We start from the raw sequence: 22,749 nt of genomic DNA, 5'->3' as shown, positions 1-22,749 counted from the left end.
GGCTTGCAATGGATCAAAAACAAGATAAATCAGCGCAGATTATTTCTCAGGGCATTGAGGAGCTGATTGAACAATTAAAACAAAAGGGTGTTAATGCCGGTAAGGAAGAAGCTGAGCAAATCATTCAGGCTGCACAAACCAAGGCCAATGAACTCTTGAACCAGGCTCAGCAGAAAGCCAAAACGATAGCGGAAGAAGCCCAGCAAAAAATCCTTCAGGAGAAGAAGGCAGCCGAAGATGCGCTGCGCTTGGCAGCTCGCAATATTCGCCTTGAACTAAGGCAGAATTTGATTGACCGCTTTACCCAGGAAGTACAACGTATTGTTCATAAAGAGTTGGATAATGAAGAGATGTTGCGCCAATTAATTCTCTTAGTTGCCAGCGATTCTGCAGAACAACTACAAGCCTTCAAATGCCAAAAATTTGAAATCCTCTTGCCGCAAAAGATCTTGGATTTTGATGAAATACGTCAAAATCCCGATTTGATGACCAAGGATCCTTTAAAAGAGCTAATCCAATCGCTTACCCATAAAATACTCAAAGAAGGAATGAACGTGGTCATTAACCCCGACGCCAGAAAACCTGCTGGCATCAAGGTTCATCTCGTTGAGGAAAATATTGTCTTGGATCTCAGTGAGGACGCCGTGAGCGCCCTGCTGATTAATCATATGCAACCGCGATTCCGTGCACTCTTAGAAGGGCTACTGCAATGACGACCCAATTCTACATGGTTGCCTCTGCCCTACCGCGGATGCCGGCATCATTCAAGGTCGAGGCGCCACCTATTTCAAGGATCCAGTTGGAAAAAAGGCTCAAGCTCCTGCCTGCAGAAAATCTTGCCTTAGCCTACGCCCTTGAATATCTGCTTTGGCAAAGTTGGTTCATGCCGCAAAAATCGTTCAGCTCTACCAAAGAAGCGTATATAAAACTACTAAAAACTGATTCGCCCTTTATTCATAAGACAGTTCATTGGTTTATGGATTTACGGAGCCTGTTCGCTGCATTAAGGCTGCGTAAAGAAAAAAAAGCACCCCCTGCAAATCCGCAAGAATGCTGGCTTAGTCATTGGAACCATCAATTGATACAACACTGGGATGAACCTGATTTCGGCTTAAAAGGCGTTTATCCTTGGCTATCTAAAGTGGCAAGCGATTTAGAGAAGGAAGATACAAGCGCTGTAGAAGAGTTTTTGTTGGATTATATTTGGCATTATTTATCGATTATCGAGCTTAGACATTATTTCGATTTTGAAGCCCTGATGATTTATCTTTTACGCTGGAATCTGATTCACTATTGGTCAAAATTTAACAGCAACCTTGCTGACAACTTTGATGAACTAGTTAAAGCACTAATTCATGATGACATTAAAGGACTTGTGTTATGAAAGACAAGCGAGATGGAAAAGTCATTGCAATCCAGGAAGGTATTGTTCATATCGAGTCAAACGGTGCCAAACCTATTCTGAAAAATGAGATCATTTACCTTTGCCCCAAGCAATTGGGCTCAGCCAATCAAGAAGAAATCATGGCTGAAATCTTACATGTAAAAAATAATACAGCAGTCGCCCAGGTCTTTGAGGAAACCAGTGGTATTGCTGTGGGTGATGGAGTCATTCAAACAGGTGAACAGCTTTCCCTGAGTTTAGGACCAGGGTTATTGAGCATGATCTATGACGGGCTGCAAAATCCCTTGCTGAACTTTGCTAATAAATATGGTTATTTTTTACCTCGTGGAACGAAAGAGGCGCCGATTGACCTGGAAAAAAAATGGGTGTTTTCAGCTCTGGTTCAAGCTGGAGACTTGGTCAGTGGCGGCAGTGTACTGGGTACGGTTCAAGAGGGAAGGCTAAACCATAAAATAATGGTTCCCTTTGATTTAGGCGAACAAATGAAGGTAGATTGGATCCAGCAAGGCACCTTTAACGTGACAACGCCTATCGCAAAGTTGGTTGATAAACAGGGTAATAGCCGCGAAGTATCGATGTTACAAAAATGGCCTGTTCGCTCTTCTATCGCCCAAAAGCTAATGAATAAAAACCTTGCACAGCGCCTCTACCCTTCGCAACCGATGATCAGCAGTTTACGCTTGATTGATACCTTCTTTCCTATAGCTCGCGGAGGAACAGCCTGCATTCCCGGGCCCTTTGGTGCAGGCAAAACCGTTTTACAAAATTTAATAGCCCGATATTCGGATGTTGATATTGTCATTATTGTTGCCTGCGGTGAACGAGCTGGTGAAGTGGTTGAAACGATCACTGAATTTCCTAAATTGCTTGATCCCAAGGCCGGCGGCACGCTCATGGATAGAACGATTATCGTCTGTAATACCTCGTCAATGCCTGTTGCTGCGCGGGAAGCCTCGATCTATACCGGCATAACACTTGGTGAATATTATCGACAAATGGGATTTAACGTCTTACTTATTGCCGACTCAACCTCGCGTTGGGCACAAGCAATGCGAGAAACCTCAGGGCGTATGGAAGAAATTCCTGGTGAGGAAGGTTTCCCAGCTTATTTAGATAGCGCTATTCGCGGTTTATATGAGCGCGCTGGAATTATTGAAACGGCTGATCATACGATCGGGAGTTTAACAATCGTTGGTACTGTCTCCCCCGCTGGAGGAAATTTTGAAGAACCGGTTACCCAATCAACCCTGAGTGCCGTCAAAACCTTTCTGGGCTTAAGCTATGACCGCGCTTATAAACGATTCTATCCGGCAGTTGATCCTCTAATTTCCTGGTCGCGCTATTCGCAACAGCTAAAACACTGGTTTGATGAAAATCTTGAACCAACTTGGACGATGAAAGTAGAGCAAGCTACTGACCTTCTCCATCAAGGCCAGGATATTTTTAATATGATGCAGGTCACAGGTGAAGAAGGAATAACAATGGACGACTATATCGTTTATCAAAAAGCCCTGATGTTTGATATGGTTTACTTACAGCAGGATGCCTATGACCCCGTTGATGTCTCTGTCCCTATTGAACGGCAAAAAATACTCTTTAACCTGCTTATCGACATCATTAATAAAGAACAGGACTTTGCAGATAAGGAAAGCGCTCGTCATTTCTTTATGAAACTAACCAGTTTGATTAAAAACCTGAATTACTCTTCGCTTAATTCGGATAACTATTCTGCTTATTACAAGGAGATTATTGAGTTGGTGAGGTTGTAAAGACTTTTTTAAAGAGGGAACCTTGATGCAGCGCAGCGCTGAGGAATCCTGGCATTTTTTTAAACAGAAAGCATGTGCCATATAAGTTCTTTCTGTTCTGTTGTGTGTCATTCCCGCGTAGGCGGGAATGTCACACATATAAGTCAAAGTAACCGATTAATGTTCACATGGGAATATAAATGACACTTTAATTAAAAAATGTCAGGATCACTCAGAGCGCAGCGTAATCAAGGTTTCCTCATTTGTTTAAATACATCCAGTCTTAGATAAGGTCACTCTAATATTTTGTCCACCATGAGTCACTTCCAAATGCTGGCAACTTGGGTAAGAAATGCCATTAATAGCAAGGCCAAACTCAAGTAGGTTGGCTTGCTTATAGTCCACGTTAAGTGAACGGATGAATTCCGGTAAAATGTGAAAAGGCATTCCATTAGCATCAAATCCCATAGAATCACATCGAACCATAGGCACACAGCTCCCAGTTACAATATGAAAAGATACCAGATCTTTTTCATCGAGATTACCAAGGTTAATATCTGCATTAAAGGCATAACTACTTGTAAATAAAGAACAAAGGGCTAGAGGTAGGATATGTTTTTTCATTTTTTTGCCTTGTTTTATTTTTATAAGTCTGCGTCAGAATATCACCGACAGGATTTAAAATAAACACAAAGGGCATATTAGGCGCATAAAGACCATTATTTAGTAGTAGGTCACGCCTCTTACACTCCGTCATCCAGAGCGCAGCGAAGGATCTCCGGGATTAGCACGGTGCCTCATTCAGGAGATCCTTCGCTGCGCTCTGGATGACGGACTACGTTAGGAGGACGGAATTTTAATTTTTTACCAAATTCATTAGATTTTCCTACCTTTGTTAATAATTCCTTAATGATTGCAAAAGATAATAATGCCAATTTTATAGAAACCTAAAAGCCTCTCTATGCATATTACCTATACAGTTCTTTTCAGCGGTACCGATCACCATGCGGAACAAGGCAATACTCTTCTGAACCTGCTCGCAAAACATATCGAACCAAGTAAAAATCAGCTCGTTACTAGCTTTAATGGCTGCGGGATAGACTATGGTTTTACTGGAGCTATTTTTGGTTCTGGATTAGATGAACAATGCCAACAGGTTATTACACGTGTCCTTGCTGAGATTCAAAAAGGGAATAAGGTGACGCTTAACGCCTATGGCCTTAGCCGTGGCGCTGTTGCTGCTCTCTTGCTAGCCAAACAATTAGGTGCAATAGCCCCTGAGCTCCTTGAGATTAATTTAGCACTCCTCGATCCCGTTCCTGGAAATTCGCTTACTGGCGCAGCCTTAGATCCCTTCGAGATTAGTCTCGCAAATAAAACGATGGATTTAACTGAATCAAAAAACTTAAATCGGGTTTTAGCCTTATATCCACATATTCCCTTACCGGCAATTGCTTGCCATGCCCCATTGATCGTTGACTATCCCGATCACACCGTCCTTGAACAAGATGCGATAGCCGGTTGCCATGCTGGCGCACAGTTTCAGACCCTTAGCCGAGATAGTATCTACTTTCCTCGTGAAAGCTTTATCAGCTTTGCCCGCATGTATACCTTTCTCAAGGACAATGGCACAAAATTCAAACCCTTTCCTCGCTTAATTGTAAGTGATCCCTATTTTGAGGCTGATATCGACCACTTAGATGAGGCTTTGCTTAGAGTTTATCAAGCAGAAAATGAGGCATTAACTGCGCAAAACCACGCAGCAACTGATAGAGCAGCGCATTCGCAAAAGGGAATGATTGTTAAAACCAAGGAAACTGCTGAATATTTCAATGCACATCATCAACGATTGAGTGGTGAACTAGTTGATGAGGCTAGGGCAAGGGTCACCGTAGAGAAAGATCAGGGCATCTTCGCAAAACTTTCAAGGGCAACACTTAGATATCCAAAAGTCTGGGGAGTTATAAAATGGACTACCTTGGGTCTTGGTCTTGCAAGCCTCATCATTTTCACTGGGGGCTTTGGCCTCGCTCCAGTAACCCTTAGTCTGTTAACCCCCTCTGTATTAGCCGTAAGTATGCTGATTCTAACACCCTTAGCCTCTCTGGCTTTGGCCTCAGTCTGGCATGGAATAGTAAAACCCCTCTGTGAATGGGTTGCATCTAAACTTTACTATCCTCAATTCAAAATTCGTGAATTACCTGAATTTGAACCAGAGGAGTCAACAGAGCTTATGTTGCATGAGTTTGGTGGCTCTGAAAAAGGCTCGCGCTATGTTGCTGAACCAAGTAATAGCTATGGTCACCCCGTCAAGAAAACACCGTCAAGAGAAGACAATTTTGACCTTATCGCAACCAACCAAGAGGGCTTGGATCTTAGCGTAAGTTTCTAACCTGTTCGAATTCCCGCGGCTTGACCGCGGGATCTATGTCGCCTGCACCACCATCAGATCCCGCGGTCAAGCCCATAGGTATCTACACAAGTGTCTGTAATAGGTCATGTCCCTCCTGGTCTCAACACTACGTCATCCTGAGCGCAGCGAAGGATCTCCTGAATGTGGCACCGTGCTAATCCCGGAGATCCTTCGCTGCGCTCTGGATGACGTGGCGCGTTGGGGGACAGGGCGTTCAATTACAGGCACTTGTGTAGAGACCTATGAGGCAAGCCGCGGGAATTCGCAACAGATTAGAGGACTTTTATTTTTTGTCTCTTACAAAGGTTCTTAAGATCAAAATTTACTTTATTAAAATATGAAAATCTTGTAATAATAATCATTAATTTTACCAATTTAAGGTATTTTAAATGGAAAAGGAACTTTCACTATTACCAAGATTCGGGGCAAAATTTCTTCTAGTTCTCAGTCTAACCAGCCTATGTGCTCAAACTTATGCAGCAACTACAACCACCACACTTGCAGTCACCGCGACGGTGCTCACAGCATGTATTGTCACTACTACTCCAGTAGCCTTTGGAAATTATAGTCCAGTTCAAGCTACTCCCACCACAGGAACGGGGACTATTATCACTACTTGCACCCTTTCAAGTACCTACACAATTGGTTTAGATGCTGGTGCCAGTTCAGGTGCTACAGTGACAACCAGGAAAATGACCTTTCTCACCAATTTACTACCTTATGGCCTATACCAGGATAGTGGTCACACCACCAACTGGGGTAACACTCCTGGAACCGACACACCAGCGGCAACAACAGCAACAGGCTTAGCACAAACCAAAACTGTTTATGGCTCCATCCCTGCTGGCGCCACAGTTCCAGCTGGTGCTTATACGGATACAGTAAACGTAACAGTAACCTATTAATCGAGTTAGGATGTTTTTATGATTTTTGTTTTAATAAACCGAAAAAGATTGCAAAAATGGTTTTGCGGCTTTTTCTTATTCTGTGTTACCTGTAGCGGAAACGCTGTAGGTGTTTCACCTACTCGATTAACGCTATCACCTGATACACCGATTGCAAACCTGACCTTAACTAATGAGGGTGATAACCCATTAACCTTACAGCTTGAGCTAGTTAAATGGCGACAGGCCAATGATAAAGAAATTTATACCCATAGCGATGAGCTGATCGCAACACCGCAAATCTTCCGTATTTCTGCTCATGGAAAGCAAGTTGTCCGTATTGGGCTTGAATACCCTTTATTTGACAATCAGGAAAAGGCCTATCGTCTTTTTATACAGGAGGTCATTCCCAAACTTAGGCTCAAGAAAAAGAATCAACTGACAATGGCATTACGTATTAGCTTGCCGATTATCGTCAAAACCTTATCCCCTGTACAACAAAATCTTGTCTGGTCCGTTAAAACGCTCCAGGCAAAAACCTTAAAACTGAGGGCTGAGAATAAGGGAAATAACGTTGTTTTTATTAATCGACTACAGTTTTTTTCATCTGATAAACAAGCACTAACTCAACCTCTAACGACCTTCGCCTATCTTTTACCAGGGTCCACAAAGGATTGGACTATCAACACAATCAATGCGAAAAAGCTGTCATCAATAAAAGCCTCTATTAATGATCAGATTTCGCTTGTTCCTATTAGTTAGACTAGTAGGAATTTTATATATGCTTTTGATTGTTATGGAAAATTCCCATGCAAAACCGCAACCCATTTTGCATCCCCTGCTTGTCACCCTAACAATGGATGGTGTTGCTAATCCTACTATTTATCGTTGCTACCGCGATGAGCAGAATAAAATCTGGATTGCTGCGAATGACTTAAAAACTATGGGCTTTCCAGCCCACAGTCAAAAGCCAATGACTTATAAAAATACCGATTATCTATTACTCGATTGGTATGAGGAAGTTGAATACGCCTTCGACGAGAATGAGCTGATCTTAACTATCCAAACCCCTCTAGCCTGGCATCGCGAAGAGATAAAAACAGCAATTCAGTTAGAAAATGCAGGTTTGCGACCGGAGCGATCGGGGGTTTTTCTCAATTATGATGCCAATGCCCGCTATAATGACTTTGACAAAAAACGTTATGTTTCAGCCTTTAGCGAGGCAGGGGTTTTCACGCCTTATGGCGTAGGAACGAGTAGTTTCCTAGTCAATGGTTATAATTATTTTAAACAACCGTCGAATTTTACCCGCCTTGATACCTCCTGGATTATCGATAAACCCGAGCATATTAGCTCTTGGCGTTTTGGTGATTCAATTTCCTCTGGCCTGTCTTGGAACAGCGCTGTTCGCTTCGGTGGGATCCAATATGCGAGCAATTTTGCTACCCAGCCTGACCTGATCACCTTCCCCCAACCAATCATTGCGGGTGAAGCTGTCATGCCCTCCTCACTCAACGTCATGATCAATGGTATGCAAACCTATCAACAATCAGTTGGCAGAGGGAATTATTATCTAACCCAACTACCTGTGGTAACAGGGGCAGGAAATGTTCAAGTCATGACTACCGATATATTAGGGCGACAGCAACTAGCAAGCTTTTCTTATTACGCCAGCCCAGCCTTACTTAAACCCGGTCTTAGTAGCTACTCCTTTGAATTAGGAGCGAAACGTTCCTGGTATGGTTCTGAAAATAATCATTATGGCCAGGCCTTAGGTGTTGGAACCTATTCGCTCGGCTTAACGGAACGTGATACAGCCGGCATCCATGCAGAGCTTTTAAAGGATCAGCAAACCCTGGGATTTTCAAACCAGTACTTAGTAGGAACCTTCGGCGTGTTAAGTTTGGGTGCTGCTGGCAGCCGCGTGACTGGCCACAATTGCCGGGTAAAGGAAAATCTAAAACGTGGCCTGGGAGGTTTGCTTAATGCTGGGTTTAGACGACAAACCAATTTTTTAAGTTATGGCATACAAACGACCGTCGCCAACAATGATTATTTTCAAATAGGCACCTTCCATGATAAAGGCTATCCCAGCTTTACCTTACAATCCTTTGTGGGCGTCTCCACGGAAAACTTAGGCAATTTTTCTCTGACCTATACTGCATTAAATAATGCATTTAACCCGGCGCAGGCCGCACCTTATGAGTATTTGCTCCCCAACTCAGATGCTTTAATGCTCAGCTACAACAAGACTCTGTTTAACAGAGTTTTCTTTACTGTAAGCAGCCTGACTGATTTAAGACACAGCGGTAGCCAACAATTATTTGCTACGATTAGTATTCCACTAGACAACGGCAATAAATCAGTTACTGTCAATGAATATAGCCAAAGCAATCAACATCAGGAAAATATTCAATTGGTAAAAAACTTACCCTTTGGTAATGGTTATGGTTATCGCCTCACCGCGGCAGACAACAAAAACAGCCCAGTCATTGGCGAATTTAATGTACAAACCAATCAAGGCTTGTTGGGCGCGCGCTATCTTGGTTTCAAGGGTAGCAATAATGGTGAACTTAATGCCCGAGGTAGTATTATTGGTTTTGGCCATCGTATTTTCCCTGCCCGCTATGTTGATCAGGGTTTTGCTTTAGTTGATGCTTCAGGCTTTAAAAATGTTGAGGTTTACTATCGCAATCAACCTATAGGTAAAACCAATAGATCAGGCTACCTCTATGTGCCAGAGCTACTACCCTATCAACGCAACGAAATTCATATCGATACCGCTAAATTACCATTAACTACTCAATTTAAGGACGCGAGCCAGGTTGTTGTTCCTTATAGAAAGAGCGGTGTCCTGGTTAAATTTAAGTTGCAATCTGTACGCAATATTTTACTTAGCCTTAAGCAGCCTGGCGGTGAAGCAGTTCCTGCTGGCGCTCTAGTTTATCTGGATAAGGATCCAACTCCGATTCCTGTCGCTTATTATGGTCAGGCCTATATTAGTAGCCAAAGTGATAATCATCTCTCTGGTAGAGCTGAGTGGGACGGCCAAGTCTGTCATTTCTCATTAAACCTGCCAGCATCTGATAAGGTTCTGCAAAAAGAGAGCAGTTTATGCAATTAAAATTAATCGTATTCTTCATTTTAGGGCTCTTCTCAACGCTTTCACAGGCAACCTGTATCGGTGTAGGCTGCAGCTGTACAGTGACCTCCACTCCTGTTGCCTTTGCTTCTTACAATCCAACTTCAGCAACAGCAACTACGGGTACAGGCACCGTTACAGTCACCTGCACAGCCTTAGTCGCTAACCTTAATGTCGCTTATCAAATTGCATTAAGTGCAGGTTCAAATGGGACTTTTTCTGCAAGAAAGATGATCTCTGGTTCTACACTTTTACAATACAACTTATACACTGACTCAGGCTATACAACAGTCTGGGGCGATGGCAGCTCAGGCACAAGCGTGGTCAATGATAGCTATACCTTATTACTCTTAGCTGTGATACGCAATTATCCAGTCTATGGCAAGATTCCTGGCTCACAGGTTGCAGGGGCTGGAGTTTATAACGATACAATTACAGTTACCGTAACCTATTAATTTTTTGTGCAGTGCTAGGTAGGCCCTCGCAAATGTTTCTCCTCTCCCCACGCTCACTGCCGTTAAGTTAAGAAAATCCCTACGCTACGGGAATTCGGGGTAATAGATTATTATCACCCATCAACCAACATCAGCAATGGTTTACTTCTAAAACAATCTGAATTAAAATTGGCTTTTTTTGTGAAGGATAATAAATGTCCGGTTTTTTTTCAGGCCTGTTCTCCGCAGGAACTAACACGCTACAAGCTTTATATCGTGGGCCAGCAACAACTCTTGAAGAAATGTACGAGGGCCAAAAAGCCCGCTTTGAAGCATTTAACGGTCTAATGTCTACAATCCGTTATAAACCAAACCAAATCCAAGCAAGAAAACAATATTGGTGTGCTCAAACTCTTTTTTTAGCTCAGTTAATACAAAAATATCCAGAAGAATTCCAAAGGCTAACTCAATCAGCAAACGTTTCTACTGCCAATGATGCTGATTTATCTAATATAATCAATGCACTAATCCATGCCATAGATGATGATTATAATCTGCAATGGTTTCTTGATCTTTTAAAGGCTGATGGTGCTGTTAGCCTTCATTATCCCATAGAGAACGATGATGATACCCCCCTAGCTGCCGTCTCTAAAGGCATCCAATTTTTTAATGGTGATGTTATCAACTTAATTAAAGAGTTGGCGCAAAAAGGAACAAAGGTCGTTGTCGATAATGCAGCTAATTCTCACCGCGATGGCGGCTCGAAATATACTAAGGGGTCTGTTGAGGAATTACTGTCTCGCTATACCGATTCGGCCTTAAAAATGGCTCTTCATTTTGATGATGTGCATCGACGAAATTACCGTGATGGGCAATACGCTTTTACAGGGAGACCACCAAAACTGGATGTTCTTAACTATCAAAGACGTTATATCAAAATGGTTTTAACCATTTGCGCCAAGCTGGTTGAGCAAAAAGAAGCTTATTTGGAATCTGCAGAGTTTCTCCAAGATTTATTTACCTCGTTTCCTAATGAAGACGAAAGTTCAACCCAATTACCTATTTACTTTGATATGCAGAATAATGCCTATGAAGTTCCAGTAAATAGCGGTTTTAGCTCAGGGCATTGGTTCAGAGACACAACAAATCTCAATACTGTTGAGGGTATTTTTAGCGCTTTACAAGAACCTACAACTGCAATTCCGCTGGATGTTGTTGGTTATGCAGCCCCCGATTTACGCCGTTTAGAGACCTCTCCCTTAGATGCAAGGGCAACTTCAAACAAGACCTTACAGAATCCTGACGCAGAAGGTAATTTAGGTTGTATGCTCTCTGCTGGAATCCAAGCGCAGTGTGAAGAAGCAATTCGTTTAGCCGAAGAGAATCCGAATCAGCCTATTGCTGTCGTCTTTATCATGCCTGGCTGCGGAGCATTCAAAAACCCTGAAAAGAGCACAGCGGCTCATTTTATCAGCTCCATCAAATATTTTTATCCCGAGTTGCAAGCAAAAAACATTAACTGTTACGTGGCAGAGTTTAATCCTGAGCTTCATCAGTTATTAGAGCAGACCAACGAGGTATTTGATGGGAAACTTGGAGAACTCAATAGTCTGATTAACTATTGCGTCGATCCCTTAATTCGTCAGAAGACGATTGCGGTTAGAGAACAGCTTGTGCGTCTTATCGAAAGTGAAGGCTATACAGAAGAATTAGATAAACATCTTTCCCTGACTATTGATTTATTATCAACAAACTCGCCAGAAGATCGCAGTAGGATTTCAGCGGAATACAAGGAAAATGCCAAGATACTGCAAGATAACAACAACACTTTGTGGCAAGCATTAGGAATCGCCATGTTTGCTCTAGGTGTAGTAATAGCTATAGCAGGGGTCGCATTTAGCCTTACTGGGGCTACAACTGCTCCTGGTTTGGTTATCGCAGGTTGCGGAACCCTGTTAGCTGCAGCTGGCTTGGGTATATTTGCACCCAACGATAACAAAATCACAGAACTGTCTATGGACTTGATCGGTGAGGAATTATCCTCTAGTACAGAGGATTGGATTTCTTCGCCACTTCGTTTCACGAGATGAGGGGCAGTCCAAGCACGGCTCCCTCCAAGCCCCACTGCCCCGGTTTTGTCATTCCCGCGAAAGCGGGAAACTATTTCTAGCTAAACACAGTGCCAATGTAGAGATGGTTTCCCGCTTTCGCGGGAATGACAAATGCCCTTAACTTACCCCCCTTTTTTCATCACCGACCTTTGGATCAGCAACAATTGCTCGCACAGCCTTATTAACAATTAATTTCTGCGAATCAGGAAGTTTTTTATAAGCTTTCTTAAATGCAGGCATTTGCCTTATTTCAATATCACTCACCCTCATCCTCAAAATTAAATGGTTAGGCTAATGATTTATCTTGAAGTTTGGAAAGAAGCACATCTTTTATAAACTCGATAGGCAAATCAGGATTATCTAAAGCACATTTTCCTAATCTAGCCCAGTATTCAATTTGATTTGGAATAGAGCGAAATTCTGCAGAGGCAACTTTTTTTGCCTCATTATAAATAGTTTCATCAATTCTAATTGGAATTCCCATAACTCACCTACAATAGTATTTATCTGCTACATTTGTAGCAGAGCATGCATTTTGATTAAAATTAGAGCCCCATCTGCGCATTAAAACTAATAAAGCGCTCGTTTTCTAATAAACCGCCTAAATAATCCAAAATCGCCTTAACTTTCTCTGGCTCATCAAAGAACTCAATGATTAATGGAAGGGAAAAGCTGATATCCAGAAAGTCATCCGTTTGCACGCCAGTTTCACCAAAGCCACTTAGCCCACGATAAACGCTGATACCAAGTATTTTTGCCTCATTTTGCAGGTAATTTAAAATTTGCGGGACATTATCAGCACGCTCAAGGGTATAAATCCGAACAACACTCACCTCGACTGTTTTCATCAACTCTCTTCCTTATCCGACTTTGTAAATCCCTTAATATATGGCATTATCTTTGTGAATTATCAAATAGATCGCTGTTATTGATGAAACGGATATTCAAGGTCTCTAAAAATGAGATAAATTTACCCATCATTGTGATTGTAATCAGCATCATCATTGGGATTTATCATATTTTCTCTTATATGATTCCTTTTACCAGCCATGCCTTCGTAGTCACCAATGTAACCCCCATCGCCGCAGATGTTTCGGGTTTTATTACCGATATTCACGTTCGCAATGGCAGCGCTGTTAAAAAAGACGATCCCCTTTTTGAAGTTTATCGCGAACCTTATCGCTTAGCTTATGAGTCAGCGAAAGCAAAGTATGAGGAAGCCATTGAGCGTTTTAAGGTCATTGAACGGCAAACACAAAAAACACGCACCTTGTTTGAGGCTGCAAAATATTCTTATGACAAGGCTAAATTTGAATATCAACTCAAAAATGCGCCCAGTGTTCGTGAAGCGCTATCAAAACTTGAAGTTAAGAAATTAGATTACGATTTACACACAATACAAAATAAAATGGATTCGCTCTTAAAACAAATTGCCGTAGAAGATCAGCAACTTGTGCAACAAAAAAAATTAATTGCGGCCTTCAAGGCTGAAGAGCGCAATGCCAAGGTGAATTTAAATCTAACCCTAGTTAGGGCGCCCGCAGACGGTGTTGTTGATAATCTTTATATCGGCCCAGGCACACCTGTCGAAATTCATAAGCCCCTGTTTTCCTTCATCGATACTTCCACTTGGTGGATACAGGCCAATTTATATGAAACTGATTTACGTCATGTAAGACCAGGCGATAAAGTGTATATCATGCTGCGAATGTATTATTTCAATAAAATTTTCCATGGAGAAATTGTTAATACGATATGGGCTGCCGACAGACAAACGACTGACCCAAGAACACAGGTACAAAAAATTTCCAGTGACAATCAATGGCTTTTAGAGCCCCAACGTTTCCCAATTCAAATAAAAATTCTTGATCCCGATCCCAAATACCCGCTACATCCTGGGGCTAGCGCTTATGTTTATATCAAAACTAGATAAGATCATTGAGGCCTACGACCCCTATGGCAATCATCGCGTCAATGGGGTAAAGGCAACCTATGTATTACTGATTCTCTTCACCGTGAATTTTATTTTTGATATTCCCAACCCTTATTTTTATTTTTTCTATATTCCTATTACAGCAATGGCTGCAGAAGTGATTGGGGAAACTTATCGCAAAAAAAATCTCTTACTCTTTTATTGCATCTTATGGTCGACTATCAGCGCCTTTCTTTTTGATATTCTTTCAATTTCTCCCTTTTTCCCAATCTTTGCGTTTTTCTATTCCTTGCTTTTATATCTGCTGGCAATTCAATCACGAGTACATCGGATTGTCATAGCACCAATAGCCTTAAGTCTGGGTGCCTATTCTTTGCTATACCGTGAGGTGAATACAAGTTTTTATTCTGTGTTAAACAACAGTCTTAATACCCTGATTGCCATGACGGTTGTTTTGGCGGCCTTAGCCCTTTTCCCACGCAGTTACTATTATCGTTTATGGTTAAGAGCCCTAGATTTACTGATTACCCAGATTATTGAGCATTTATCGTTAATGATGGAAAACAAAAGAATACGCTTTGATCCTGTCAGGGGGCATACTACCCACCTGGTCCGCTTTACTAATTTGCTGCCGAAGAATTTTCCCCTGCAAACAATTTGGAGAATTAATTTACTAATTAATCGGCTACATCTAAGTGTTTCTGTGACTGAGGCAAATACCATTATGGTGGAAAAAGAAAAGGTCAGTTTATTCATGCAGAATCTTCAAATCCTTAAAAAAGCGATTGAAGAAGAACGACCCTGCACGCTAGAAACGGCACAATGGATTATCTTAAATAAGCTAGTGAAGTCATGGAACCAACTATGTTCAAAACTATAGATTATCGTAAAACAAGAGCCCTACAAATTTCTATTGTTTTCGCTACTGCCTTGGCTGTACAGAAAACACTGAACTACTCTCATGCAGGATGGATAGGCTTTGCAGTCATGATGATCTATGCAGGGTTTGATAAGGGTGCGAGTTTGCAACGCACTATCCACCGTTTTTGGGGAGCAGTTTTAGGGCTGCTTTTATCTTATCTCTTCTGGCTGCTAGGGCAAGTTGATTTTCGTTTAATCCTGGTAATTATCCCTATTATTGTTTTTATGGCTTATTTTTCCCTAGGCAAGCTCTACGCTTTTCCCACTATTTTTACTGTGACTTTAACCGCCTTAGGTACTGATTATTACGGAAAATCTACTTACGCCGTGCCTAATTTTTTTGTTGATTATTTATTATCTACCCTTGTGGCCTTTTTACTTTGTTTTATGTTTGAGTTTTATTTATTTCGTAGCAGTCAATTGTCACGCAAATTTTATCTCGACTTGCAAAAAAGAATTATTTCTCGTTTAAACAGACTTTTCACGGTCGTTAAACATCGCCCATTACGCGAAAGTCACTACTTAAAAATAAGTGCGATGTTAAATAATAATATCCTAGATTTATATGCCTTTGTTGACGCAACAAAACATGATGCCCATCCCGATTTCAACTTGAAAAATGAACTGGCCTTTTTTACTTCGTCTATCCACCAGGTTTATCATAATATTCGTCGGTTATTTGTTTTAGCACCTCTGAGAAATGAGCTGCTCGAATTCGAGACAGAAAATATCTTAAAGCAATTGATGAAAGTTAATGAAAACAATGATGGAGAATAAATTGAGAAGGACTACCGGTTTGCTGATTTTGAGTGTGCTAATGAGCTCCTGTACTCATCATCCTCAAGCTATTAAGGTACCCCAGAAATGGCCTGTTATAGATAAGAATTATCGAAATTCCGAAGAACAATTACCCTGCCTTGCCTGGTGGAAAAAATTCAACGATCCGAGTTTAAATACCATGGTCGATAAGGCCTTAATTCATAATAATGATCTAAAAGTAGCCATGGCAAATATCGAGGCTGCACAAGGTGAGCTAAAGCAGGTGCAACTCAACTGGATTCCTGATGTCACCGGCAATGCAGGCTACTCTTCCTTTCCTTATTTAGGCTTTCCAGGCGTTCTACTGAATGTTGTCCCCGCCTACACCATCAATATTTTTAAACAAATCAAGGAACAACAAAGAGCTAAACATGAATTAAAAATTACTCAAGCGATGTTTCAGGGAACCCGGCTAGCTGTAATTAGTCAGGTTAGCAGTGCTTATTTTTCTTATCTGAGCCAAATTGAGCAGCTAACTTTAGTGCACAATTTAGAACGCGATCTCGCTAAGCTCATTACTATTTCTCAATCGATGTATGAAGGTGGTTTATACTCGAGAACCAATGTAGAGTTGGCAAAAACCGAGCTCTCCTTGACTCAGGCAAAAGAGAGAGTGGTGCAGCAAAATATCGTGATTAACGCAAATGCCCTACACTATTTATTCGATGAAAACCCTGGTGCCCTGGCTGTAAACTCCCACTTTAAAAATTTAAATACCAATCAAATAGTGCTTGGCGCACTGCCCTTCAACATTATTGAAAATCGACCTGACCTGGAGCAGGCAAAACAGGAATTAATGGCAGCTAATGCAGGAATAGGCATCGCTGTCTCCAACTGGTTACCCTCAATCAATTTAGCCCTGGCCAGGGGTGAAATTGCCAAGGTCGCCAATGGCGGGCAACTAGGCCAAGCGATTCACTTCAACCAGGCTATCGCTGAAATTCCCCTTCTAAGAGCTTCAGCCTATGGTCAATTGCTAAAGGCCAAGGGCTTGGATAAGGCTTCTTATTATCGTTATACCGACACACTACGTAAGGTTCTTCGTGATGTAACTAATGATCTGTCAGCCCATGATCTCTATAGCAAACGCCTCAATGACATCTCCAAAGCTGAGCGGGATTTAAGGAAGGCTTATAGCCTTGATCAAGCCTTGTATAAAAAGGGAATTATTAGTCATTTTAATCTGATAGAAACTAAGGTCAGGTTAGATAAGCTGGCTATAGAAGTTAATCAATATAAGCTTGAACAATTGCTCACGATTGTAACCCTTTATCAGGATTTGGCCGCTGGATATAACTACACCGTATTAGTACGGTAAAAATAATTACAAGCTATCCTTATAATGAATGAAGTTTTTAATTCTTCTTTGAGGACAGCATGGATAATCTAAATCATTTAATTATTTTAGAATCAAAAAATGAGGTTAGCTTTTCTGAGATTAATGAGCTTTCAGAACGTGTCGGCTGGGGAAAAAATTTTTATCCAACTAAAGAACAGTGGGAACTAACGCTAAAGTTATCAACCCACATTGCATACATCAAAAAAAATGCCCAATTAATTTGTTTTGGACGTGTTGTAGGGGATGGTCAAATGTGTATGTTTTACGATATTTGCGTCCATCCTGAGTATCAAAAACAATATATCGGCAGCTTATTGATGAATCATCTGATTAATAAAGTTAAAGATAAAAACTATGCCTCAATCGGCTTATTTGTATGGCAAGGAAATTCTACAGCTAGTGAGTTTTATCGTAAATTTGGCTTTGAAGTATCGCCGGCTATGGAGCTGAGGGAATATATGCGATCGATATAAAAGAACGAACTCCCGCGGTTTGCTCCATAGGTATCTACAAAAGTGTCTGTAATAGGTCACGCCCTCCTTGTCTCAGCACTACGTCATCCTGAGTGCAGTGAAGGATCTCCTGAATGTGACACCGTGCTAATCCCGGAGATCCTTCGCTGCGCTCAGGATGACGGTGCGTTAGGGGGACTGGACTGATCTGTTGCTGACAATTGTGCAGATACCTGTGGGCTTGACCGCGGGCTCTAGTCTCAACAAAGCTCCAGTGAAGCTCGTGAACTATACTTTAGATGTAAGTTCTTTTGCTGGAGTCCATCATGCTAAGCCAATCACTTATTAAATATATGAAAAATCATGATGTTGCATACAAGACTATTAGTCATCCGAGAGCGTATACAGCATCACAATGTGCACAGGCAGCCCAAATCAAAGGAGGCTATTTTGCTAAATCTGTTGTAGTCAAATTAGATGGCAAATTCGTATTAGTCGCAATTCCCGCCAATAGTCGACTGAATCTCGAGCTTTTAAAAAGCGAGACTCACTCAAAACGTGCTGAAATCGCGCAAGAGTATGAATTTCAAGACAAATTTTCAGATTGCGAAGTTGGCGCTATACCGCTTTTTGGTGAGCTCTATGGTATGGATGTCTATCTCGCTGATAGCCTCGCCCATAAAGAATGGTTAGTCTTTAATGCGGGTAATCATAATGAGCTGCTGAAAATCAACATTGGTGATTTTTTAAATTTAGTTCATCCAAGAACCTTATCTAGTTGCTAACTATGTGAGTTTTAAATGAAACCTTGATTACACTGCGTAATCAAGGTTTTCCTTAGATAAGGATAATCATCAATTAAGATTTTGTGGGTTGGATCACTGTGTCTAAGTTGCCCTCCCATTTTACCTAGCCCTCCTAATCAGTCCTTAATAATCACTACACATAATTGAACCAATGTGGGAGTTGCAATATGAGTTTTACAATTGATCAAGCTCGAGTAATTGCGAATCTAAAAAGATATCTCGACTGGCATAATTTACCATTCAGGATGAATAGAGAAGGAGTTTGCAACGGTTTAGCTGCAGTCTATGCTAAGTATGCTTTGCAAGGAAAACAAGAAGAATTCAAAAGAATATTAAGCAAAATTACCACAATGTCTATAGATCCAGAGTCTGATGAGCAAGTTAATGAATTTGCAAAAGACGTTGCTCAAAGTTTTAAGCCTGAAGACCGCCCTATCGGTTTCCTATTACCAATTGGCATTATGTTAAGTAAATTTACCGACTATATTAAAGAGTCTTTGTTTGAACATAATGAAATAAAAGAGAATATTAAAAACTTTAAAGTAGGGATGTTGGTACAACAGTAGATAGTACTCAGGATGAACGTCGTAATTTTGTAATATAGCATAGGTATGCTGGTCTGGAAGGCATGGCTTTCAAGTTAAGACTCCCAAGCCAGCTAGGTCATCGCGGAGAACTATCAGCAGATGGCTGATTTCCTGGGGCTTTAATAAGAAGATGATTAAAAGTATCCATGCAGACAGGTTTGGAGTCGCGGGTTTGAAAATAACTAAGTGGTGTAAGAAGCGCTATGTTGATGTTTAAGGCTGGGCATAAAGTCACCCATTCGGCAAAACACTGCTCATCAACCTCATCTTTGCCATATCCTAGTTGTGAATTACCGAGTTTACAATAAGCAATAGAAGCCACAGCATTCTCAAACACTGACCCTTGATTATCCCAAATATATTGATTTTCAACGTTAAACAAATATCGGGTACCACAATACAAAAGAGCCATCCTTAAACCTGTTTGGTATCTTTCATTAAACTCACTTTTGTAAATATCCTCTTGCTTAATACGCTCATCATTTTGGGATAATCGCCCTTGAGCACAATCCTGATAAAGCCAAACTAATCTGCGAATAGCAATAGATGTATCCATAATTACTCTTTTGGCAGTGGCATCACCATACTTCCCTTCCAGTATATCCCTGGTATGCGCATGGGCTAATTTAAAGGCCACAAATAATCTGTCTGCTGAGAGTTGAGTCAGTCCAAAATTGGTTTGGTAATTAAATTTAATTCCACTTCGCGATGATAGCTTTAAGAGCTCACTCCATCGTTGCAAATTTGTATCAGGCTTGCTGGTAGATATTGAGCGGCCACTCATGTCAGTGACATTCGTTGGATCACCGCTGCTTTCTTTGAGAATCATGCCCAGAACATGCGCATATTTTTGTACTATTTGATCCTTAAAATAGATATTCTGCGCATTGGCCATATGTTGATAAATGACAAAATTTTGAAAAATAACCATCCTGAGATTGTAGTCTATCTTATTACAGGTCTTATCTTGTTCTTCTGCCATCACGTCAGCAACATGCTTAGTCAGGCTTTCAACCTCCTCTTCATTGGGCAAGCCAACAAGATCGGGAAGCCAACCACTATCCACAAGTTCTTTTGACTCTAACAACTGAGGTTGGCTCGCTACAGGCTGCGCGGCGCCTTCTCCAAAGACAGGATAGGCAAACGTCATCAAAAAAAATAAAAAAACACTCTCAAACTGTCGTTTCAAGTTCATAAGCTTTACCTTCTTTGTAGAGTATAGCTTATAGACCCTAAAAATCTTGAGATTGCAGGTCTCTTGTCTTTCCTTAATCGAAGAGTTTAATTTTTTATTCAAATTATCAATTAGTTAAGCAATGATTCCTAATCGAATAGAAAAATTCTCAGAGTCAAGACTGTTTTTTTATTTTTTATTTGATAATATGGCTGTCCGAAATTCCTTTTTATCCACTAAAATTCCTGTGGATAACTTTTTAGCCATTCTTCTATTTAGTTTCCTCTAATTTCCAAATTTCCTAAGAAACCCATACTGACAAAGTGTTTCAACCCTTTATTAATTTTTCACAGCAATTTTAATTATCCACAAAATCTGTGGATAACCTTGTTAATACTATGTCGAAATAGTTGTTCTTCTAGGCTTTAAAAAGATGTTTATCTTTTTACCGATCAAATTTACTCTTCAAAAGATATAATGATGCAAAAAGTGATAAAAGCAATCTCGCAGAAATGATTTATTTTAAGCCATCACAGCCCTGTCACCCTAACACAACCTGTCATCCAGAGCGCAGCGAAGGATCTCCTGAATGAGGCACTGTGCTAATCCCGGAGATCCTTCGCTGCGCTCTGGATGACGTAATGTAGATACAAGAAGAGACGTGACCTATGGCTAAACAAAATAGACACAAGATAAATGTCCGCCGAAATCAGGTTCGTTCCTGTGATAGGCTCGTCGGCAACTGAAAAATAGCTCTTCCTTTTTATAGGTATCTAAACCAATTGCTGTAACAGATTTGAGAACTAAACGATTAAGATCATCGTTGACGTAGCTCAGAAGATCAAACATGTAGTGATCCGGTTTTTTTGAGGGAGAAAAATAGACTTTATTTTGAGCCTTGGCTAGTAAGAATTGCTGAAAAAAGATTGAATCAACTTCATAGGAGTCTTTTGTGATACAGGGCCCAATGACAGCTGCAATTTGATTTTGCTTTGCGCCAAGAGTGATCATTTTTTCAACCGTTTTTTCAATGATACCGCTCTTTGCACTTCGCCATCCTGCATGAGCCAAACCAATGACTTCTGCGCCCTCATCAGCTAACAATACAATCGGACAATCTGCACTATTGGAAGCAAGTACAACATTCTTAAGCGTTGTCACCATTGCATCGGCTTCTGGTCTAAAGTTCACATCCCAGGATTTATCAACAACAGCAACCTCATGGCCATGAACCATCCTCACTGTAATCATTGATTCTATGTGGAGATTAAGATGCTCCAACGCTCTACGTTTGTTTTCTTGAACACTCTCAGGCTTATCCCTACCGCTATCATTGCAATTCAGGGAGTTGTAAGGAGGTTTACTGACTCCTCCTTGACGTGTAAAAAAAGCATGGCCTATAGACTTTAGCGAAGCAAAATCCTTGTCTTTAATAATTTCTATCATAGTTACCAATTCCTAGCTGATTATTTGTAATGCGAGTTGCCTAAGCTTCGAGACGGCCTATAGGCTTCCTCAGCCCGACCGGTTCCGTCACAAGTAAAACTTAAGACTAGTTGATAGGTCAAGCCACGGTGATTCAGAAAATAAATATTAACTTTTTCAATATGAGATATGAGATATGAGAACAATCCATTGGACTTGTATTAATCTGACTTGGAGCATAGGCATCCTTTTATTTAGGAATAACTATGCACGGAAAAACAGAAAAACTTACAAAATATGAGAAATTTTTTTATACGCAATTAGTAAAAACGGCACCTGCTATTGGCAAAAATAAATGCACAAACTTAATTATAGATCCTCTCTTATTCTCTAAGGATAAAGACAGCTGGATTAGTTATCTGGCACAGCGTCTAACAGCAGTTCTACCAGCAGCTAAGTCTAGAACGAAAAGCTGGTCTGGCTAGGGTTGGTTTTTTTAATCATCAAAACGTTGCTCAAGAGCATGAGGTGCCTGAAGACCAGAATACCTGCTGGTTAATGTAATCATTATTATCCCAGCGCGCATCGACGTTAAGGTTTTGTCATTCCCGCAAAAGCGGGAAACTATTTCTAGCTAAGCACAGTGCCAATGTGGAGATGGTTTCCCGCTTTCGCGGGAATGACAAATGCCCTTAACTTAATGGCAGTGACCGCAGCATTAAGGTAGATAGGTGAAATTATCAAAATCAATTTGGCGAATTGAGGATTTAGCAAAAATCATATCGTTTAGAGAAATCGAAAATATCAGTATGAATAGGTATTTTTTTCATATAAAGAAGGTAGTGTTGGTTTGGTAAGTTGCAATACAAAGCTGAGTGCTGCCTTCCTTGCATCATTCGGTGAATATCCTTATTCACAGACTTTGTTATTGCAACTTCCAATAATTTCATTCTATCTGGATTGATAAAGACAATATACGGGACAAAATAGGATTAACATGTAAGAAATTTCTTACTTTACTTAAATTGGACTTGAGCGGTATATTCATAAAATTATTTAGGTCTATGAATACAAATCTATGATGCTCGTTATATTTATTCTGTTATTTATTTCTTTTCTTTTCGCTTGGTTTCGATGCGAAGGTATTGCCCTAAGT

The 22,749-nt window shown here is 40.8% G+C and carries 23 protein-coding genes; 17 read left to right on the top strand and 6 right to left on the bottom strand.

From position 1 onward, the window contains the following. Positions 1-8: 8 nt before the first annotated feature. From BN1094_RS15935 to BN1094_RS15925, 3 genes are read left to right on the top strand one after another with little or no spacing between them, the layout of a single operon-like run. Positions 9-713, top strand: coding sequence for an ATP synthase subunit E (locus BN1094_RS15935; RefSeq protein WP_044012140.1), 705 nt, complete (start codon positions 9-11; stop codon positions 711-713). Next, positions 710-1,384, top strand: coding sequence for a DUF2764 family protein (locus tag BN1094_RS15930; RefSeq protein WP_044012139.1), 675 nt, complete (start codon positions 710-712; stop codon positions 1,382-1,384). The genes BN1094_RS15935 and BN1094_RS15930 overlap by 4 nt, the downstream gene beginning before the upstream one ends. Next, positions 1,381-3,174, top strand: a complete 1,794-nt coding sequence (locus BN1094_RS15925; RefSeq protein ID WP_044012138.1) for a V-type ATP synthase subunit A — start codon at positions 1,381-1,383, stop codon at positions 3,172-3,174. The genes BN1094_RS15930 and BN1094_RS15925 overlap by 4 nt, the downstream gene beginning before the upstream one ends. A 246-nt stretch (positions 3,175-3,420) precedes the next feature. Here BN1094_RS15925 and BN1094_RS15920 read toward each other — a convergent pair whose 3' ends face one another. Beyond that, positions 3,421-3,777, bottom strand: a complete 357-nt coding sequence (locus BN1094_RS15920) for a hypothetical protein (RefSeq protein WP_044012137.1) — start codon at positions 3,775-3,777, stop codon at positions 3,421-3,423. A gap of 337 nt (positions 3,778-4,114) precedes the next feature. Between BN1094_RS15920 and BN1094_RS15915 the strand changes: the two genes are divergently transcribed. The 6 genes from BN1094_RS15915 to BN1094_RS15890 all read left to right on the top strand — a co-directional run bounded on the left by BN1094_RS15915 (position 4,115) and on the right by BN1094_RS15890 (position 12,116). Continuing rightward, a complete protein-coding gene (locus BN1094_RS15915) occupies positions 4,115-5,545 on the top strand; it encodes a hypothetical protein (RefSeq protein WP_044012136.1) in 1,431 nt (476 codons plus the stop codon). A 410-nt stretch (positions 5,546-5,955) separates the two neighbouring features. Continuing rightward, positions 5,956-6,471, top strand: coding sequence for a Csu type fimbrial protein (locus tag BN1094_RS15910; RefSeq protein ID WP_044012135.1), 516 nt, complete (start codon positions 5,956-5,958; stop codon positions 6,469-6,471). A gap of 18 nt (positions 6,472-6,489) precedes the next feature. Beyond that, on the top strand, positions 6,490-7,212 hold the full coding sequence (locus BN1094_RS19000; RefSeq protein ID WP_052403340.1) for a fimbrial biogenesis chaperone: 723 nt from the start codon (positions 6,490-6,492) through the stop codon (positions 7,210-7,212). A 19-nt stretch (positions 7,213-7,231) separates the two neighbouring features. Next, positions 7,232-9,574: a fimbria/pilus outer membrane usher protein gene (locus BN1094_RS15900; RefSeq protein WP_044012133.1), complete on the top strand. Its 2,343-nt coding sequence runs from the start codon at positions 7,232-7,234 to the stop codon at positions 9,572-9,574. Further along, on the top strand, positions 9,565-10,047 hold the full coding sequence (locus BN1094_RS15895; protein WP_081935185.1) for a Csu type fimbrial protein: 483 nt from the start codon (positions 9,565-9,567) through the stop codon (positions 10,045-10,047). The genes BN1094_RS15900 and BN1094_RS15895 overlap by 10 nt, the downstream gene beginning before the upstream one ends. Positions 10,048-10,241: 194 nt before the next feature. Continuing rightward, positions 10,242-12,116, top strand: coding sequence for a DUF2975 domain-containing protein (locus tag BN1094_RS15890; protein WP_044012132.1), 1,875 nt, complete (start codon positions 10,242-10,244; stop codon positions 12,114-12,116). A 138-nt stretch (positions 12,117-12,254) separates the two neighbouring features. Here BN1094_RS15890 and BN1094_RS15885 read toward each other — a convergent pair whose 3' ends face one another. From BN1094_RS15885 to BN1094_RS15875, 3 genes are all read right to left on the bottom strand, one after another. Beyond that, positions 12,255-12,401 carry a type II toxin-antitoxin system RelE/ParE family toxin gene (locus BN1094_RS15885; protein ID WP_081935184.1) on the bottom strand — a complete coding sequence of 49 codons (147 nt, stop codon included), beginning with the start codon at positions 12,399-12,401 and terminating at the stop codon, positions 12,255-12,257. Positions 12,402-12,423: 22 nt separating this feature from the next. Continuing rightward, positions 12,424-12,621, bottom strand: a complete 198-nt coding sequence (locus tag BN1094_RS15880; protein ID WP_044012131.1) for a TA system antitoxin ParD family protein — start codon at positions 12,619-12,621, stop codon at positions 12,424-12,426. Between the two features lie 61 nt (positions 12,622-12,682). After that, the gene (locus BN1094_RS15875) at positions 12,683-12,985 is read right to left on the bottom strand and encodes a DUF190 domain-containing protein (RefSeq protein WP_044012130.1); all 303 of its coding nucleotides are present in this window, start codon (positions 12,983-12,985) and stop codon (positions 12,683-12,685) included. An 83-nt stretch (positions 12,986-13,068) separates the two neighbouring features. On the opposite strand from BN1094_RS15875, the gene BN1094_RS15870 reads away from it, so the two are divergent. The 7 genes from BN1094_RS15870 to BN1094_RS15840 all read left to right on the top strand — a co-directional run bounded on the left by BN1094_RS15870 (position 13,069) and on the right by BN1094_RS15840 (position 18,973). Then, positions 13,069-14,070, top strand: a complete 1,002-nt coding sequence (locus tag BN1094_RS15870) for an HlyD family secretion protein (RefSeq protein WP_044012129.1) — start codon at positions 13,069-13,071, stop codon at positions 14,068-14,070. Continuing rightward, positions 14,048-14,950, top strand: coding sequence for a hypothetical protein (locus BN1094_RS15865; protein ID WP_044012128.1), 903 nt, complete (start codon positions 14,048-14,050; stop codon positions 14,948-14,950). The genes BN1094_RS15870 and BN1094_RS15865 overlap by 23 nt, the downstream gene beginning before the upstream one ends. After that, a complete protein-coding gene (locus tag BN1094_RS15860) occupies positions 14,935-15,768 on the top strand; it encodes an FUSC family protein (protein WP_081935183.1) in 834 nt (277 codons plus the stop codon). Before BN1094_RS15865 ends, BN1094_RS15860 begins: the two co-directional genes overlap by 16 nt. Before the next feature lies 1 nt (position 15,769). Next, positions 15,770-17,128, top strand: a complete 1,359-nt coding sequence (locus tag BN1094_RS15855; protein WP_044012568.1) for a TolC family protein — start codon at positions 15,770-15,772, stop codon at positions 17,126-17,128. 59 nt (positions 17,129-17,187) lie between these two features. Further along, positions 17,188-17,622 carry a GNAT family N-acetyltransferase gene (locus BN1094_RS18995; protein ID WP_052403339.1) on the top strand — a complete coding sequence of 145 codons (435 nt, stop codon included), beginning with the start codon at positions 17,188-17,190 and terminating at the stop codon, positions 17,620-17,622. Between the two features lie 305 nt (positions 17,623-17,927). Continuing rightward, complete coding sequence (locus BN1094_RS15845) at positions 17,928-18,386, top strand: aminoacyl-tRNA deacylase (RefSeq protein WP_044012126.1); 459 nt, start codon at positions 17,928-17,930, stop codon at positions 18,384-18,386. A 188-nt stretch (positions 18,387-18,574) separates the two neighbouring features. Beyond that, positions 18,575-18,973, top strand: coding sequence for a hypothetical protein (locus BN1094_RS15840; RefSeq protein WP_044012125.1), 399 nt, complete (start codon positions 18,575-18,577; stop codon positions 18,971-18,973). 97 nt (positions 18,974-19,070) lie between these two features. Here the strand turns inward: BN1094_RS15840 and BN1094_RS15835 are convergent, their stop codons facing one another. Both BN1094_RS15835 and pgeF read right to left on the bottom strand, forming a co-directional pair. Continuing rightward, a complete protein-coding gene (locus BN1094_RS15835; protein ID WP_044012124.1) occupies positions 19,071-20,189 on the bottom strand; it encodes a hypothetical protein in 1,119 nt (372 codons plus the stop codon). 651 nt (positions 20,190-20,840) lie between these two features. Then, on the bottom strand, positions 20,841-21,614 hold the full coding sequence (pgeF, locus tag BN1094_RS15830) for a peptidoglycan editing factor PgeF (protein WP_044012123.1): 774 nt from the start codon (positions 21,612-21,614) through the stop codon (positions 20,841-20,843). A 245-nt stretch (positions 21,615-21,859) separates the two neighbouring features. Between pgeF and BN1094_RS15825 the strand changes: the two genes are divergently transcribed. After that, positions 21,860-22,078: a hypothetical protein gene (locus tag BN1094_RS15825; RefSeq protein ID WP_044012122.1), complete on the top strand. Its 219-nt coding sequence runs from the start codon at positions 21,860-21,862 to the stop codon at positions 22,076-22,078. Positions 22,079-22,749: the final 671 nt, after the last annotated feature.

Origin of the sequence: Legionella massiliensis, assembly GCF_000756815.1 — a bacterium.
Taxonomy (GTDB): domain Bacteria; phylum Pseudomonadota; class Gammaproteobacteria; order Legionellales; family Legionellaceae; genus Tatlockia; species Tatlockia massiliensis.
The sequence above is the reverse complement of the archived record's forward strand: the minus strand, read 5'-3'. Positions and strand labels throughout refer to the sequence as shown.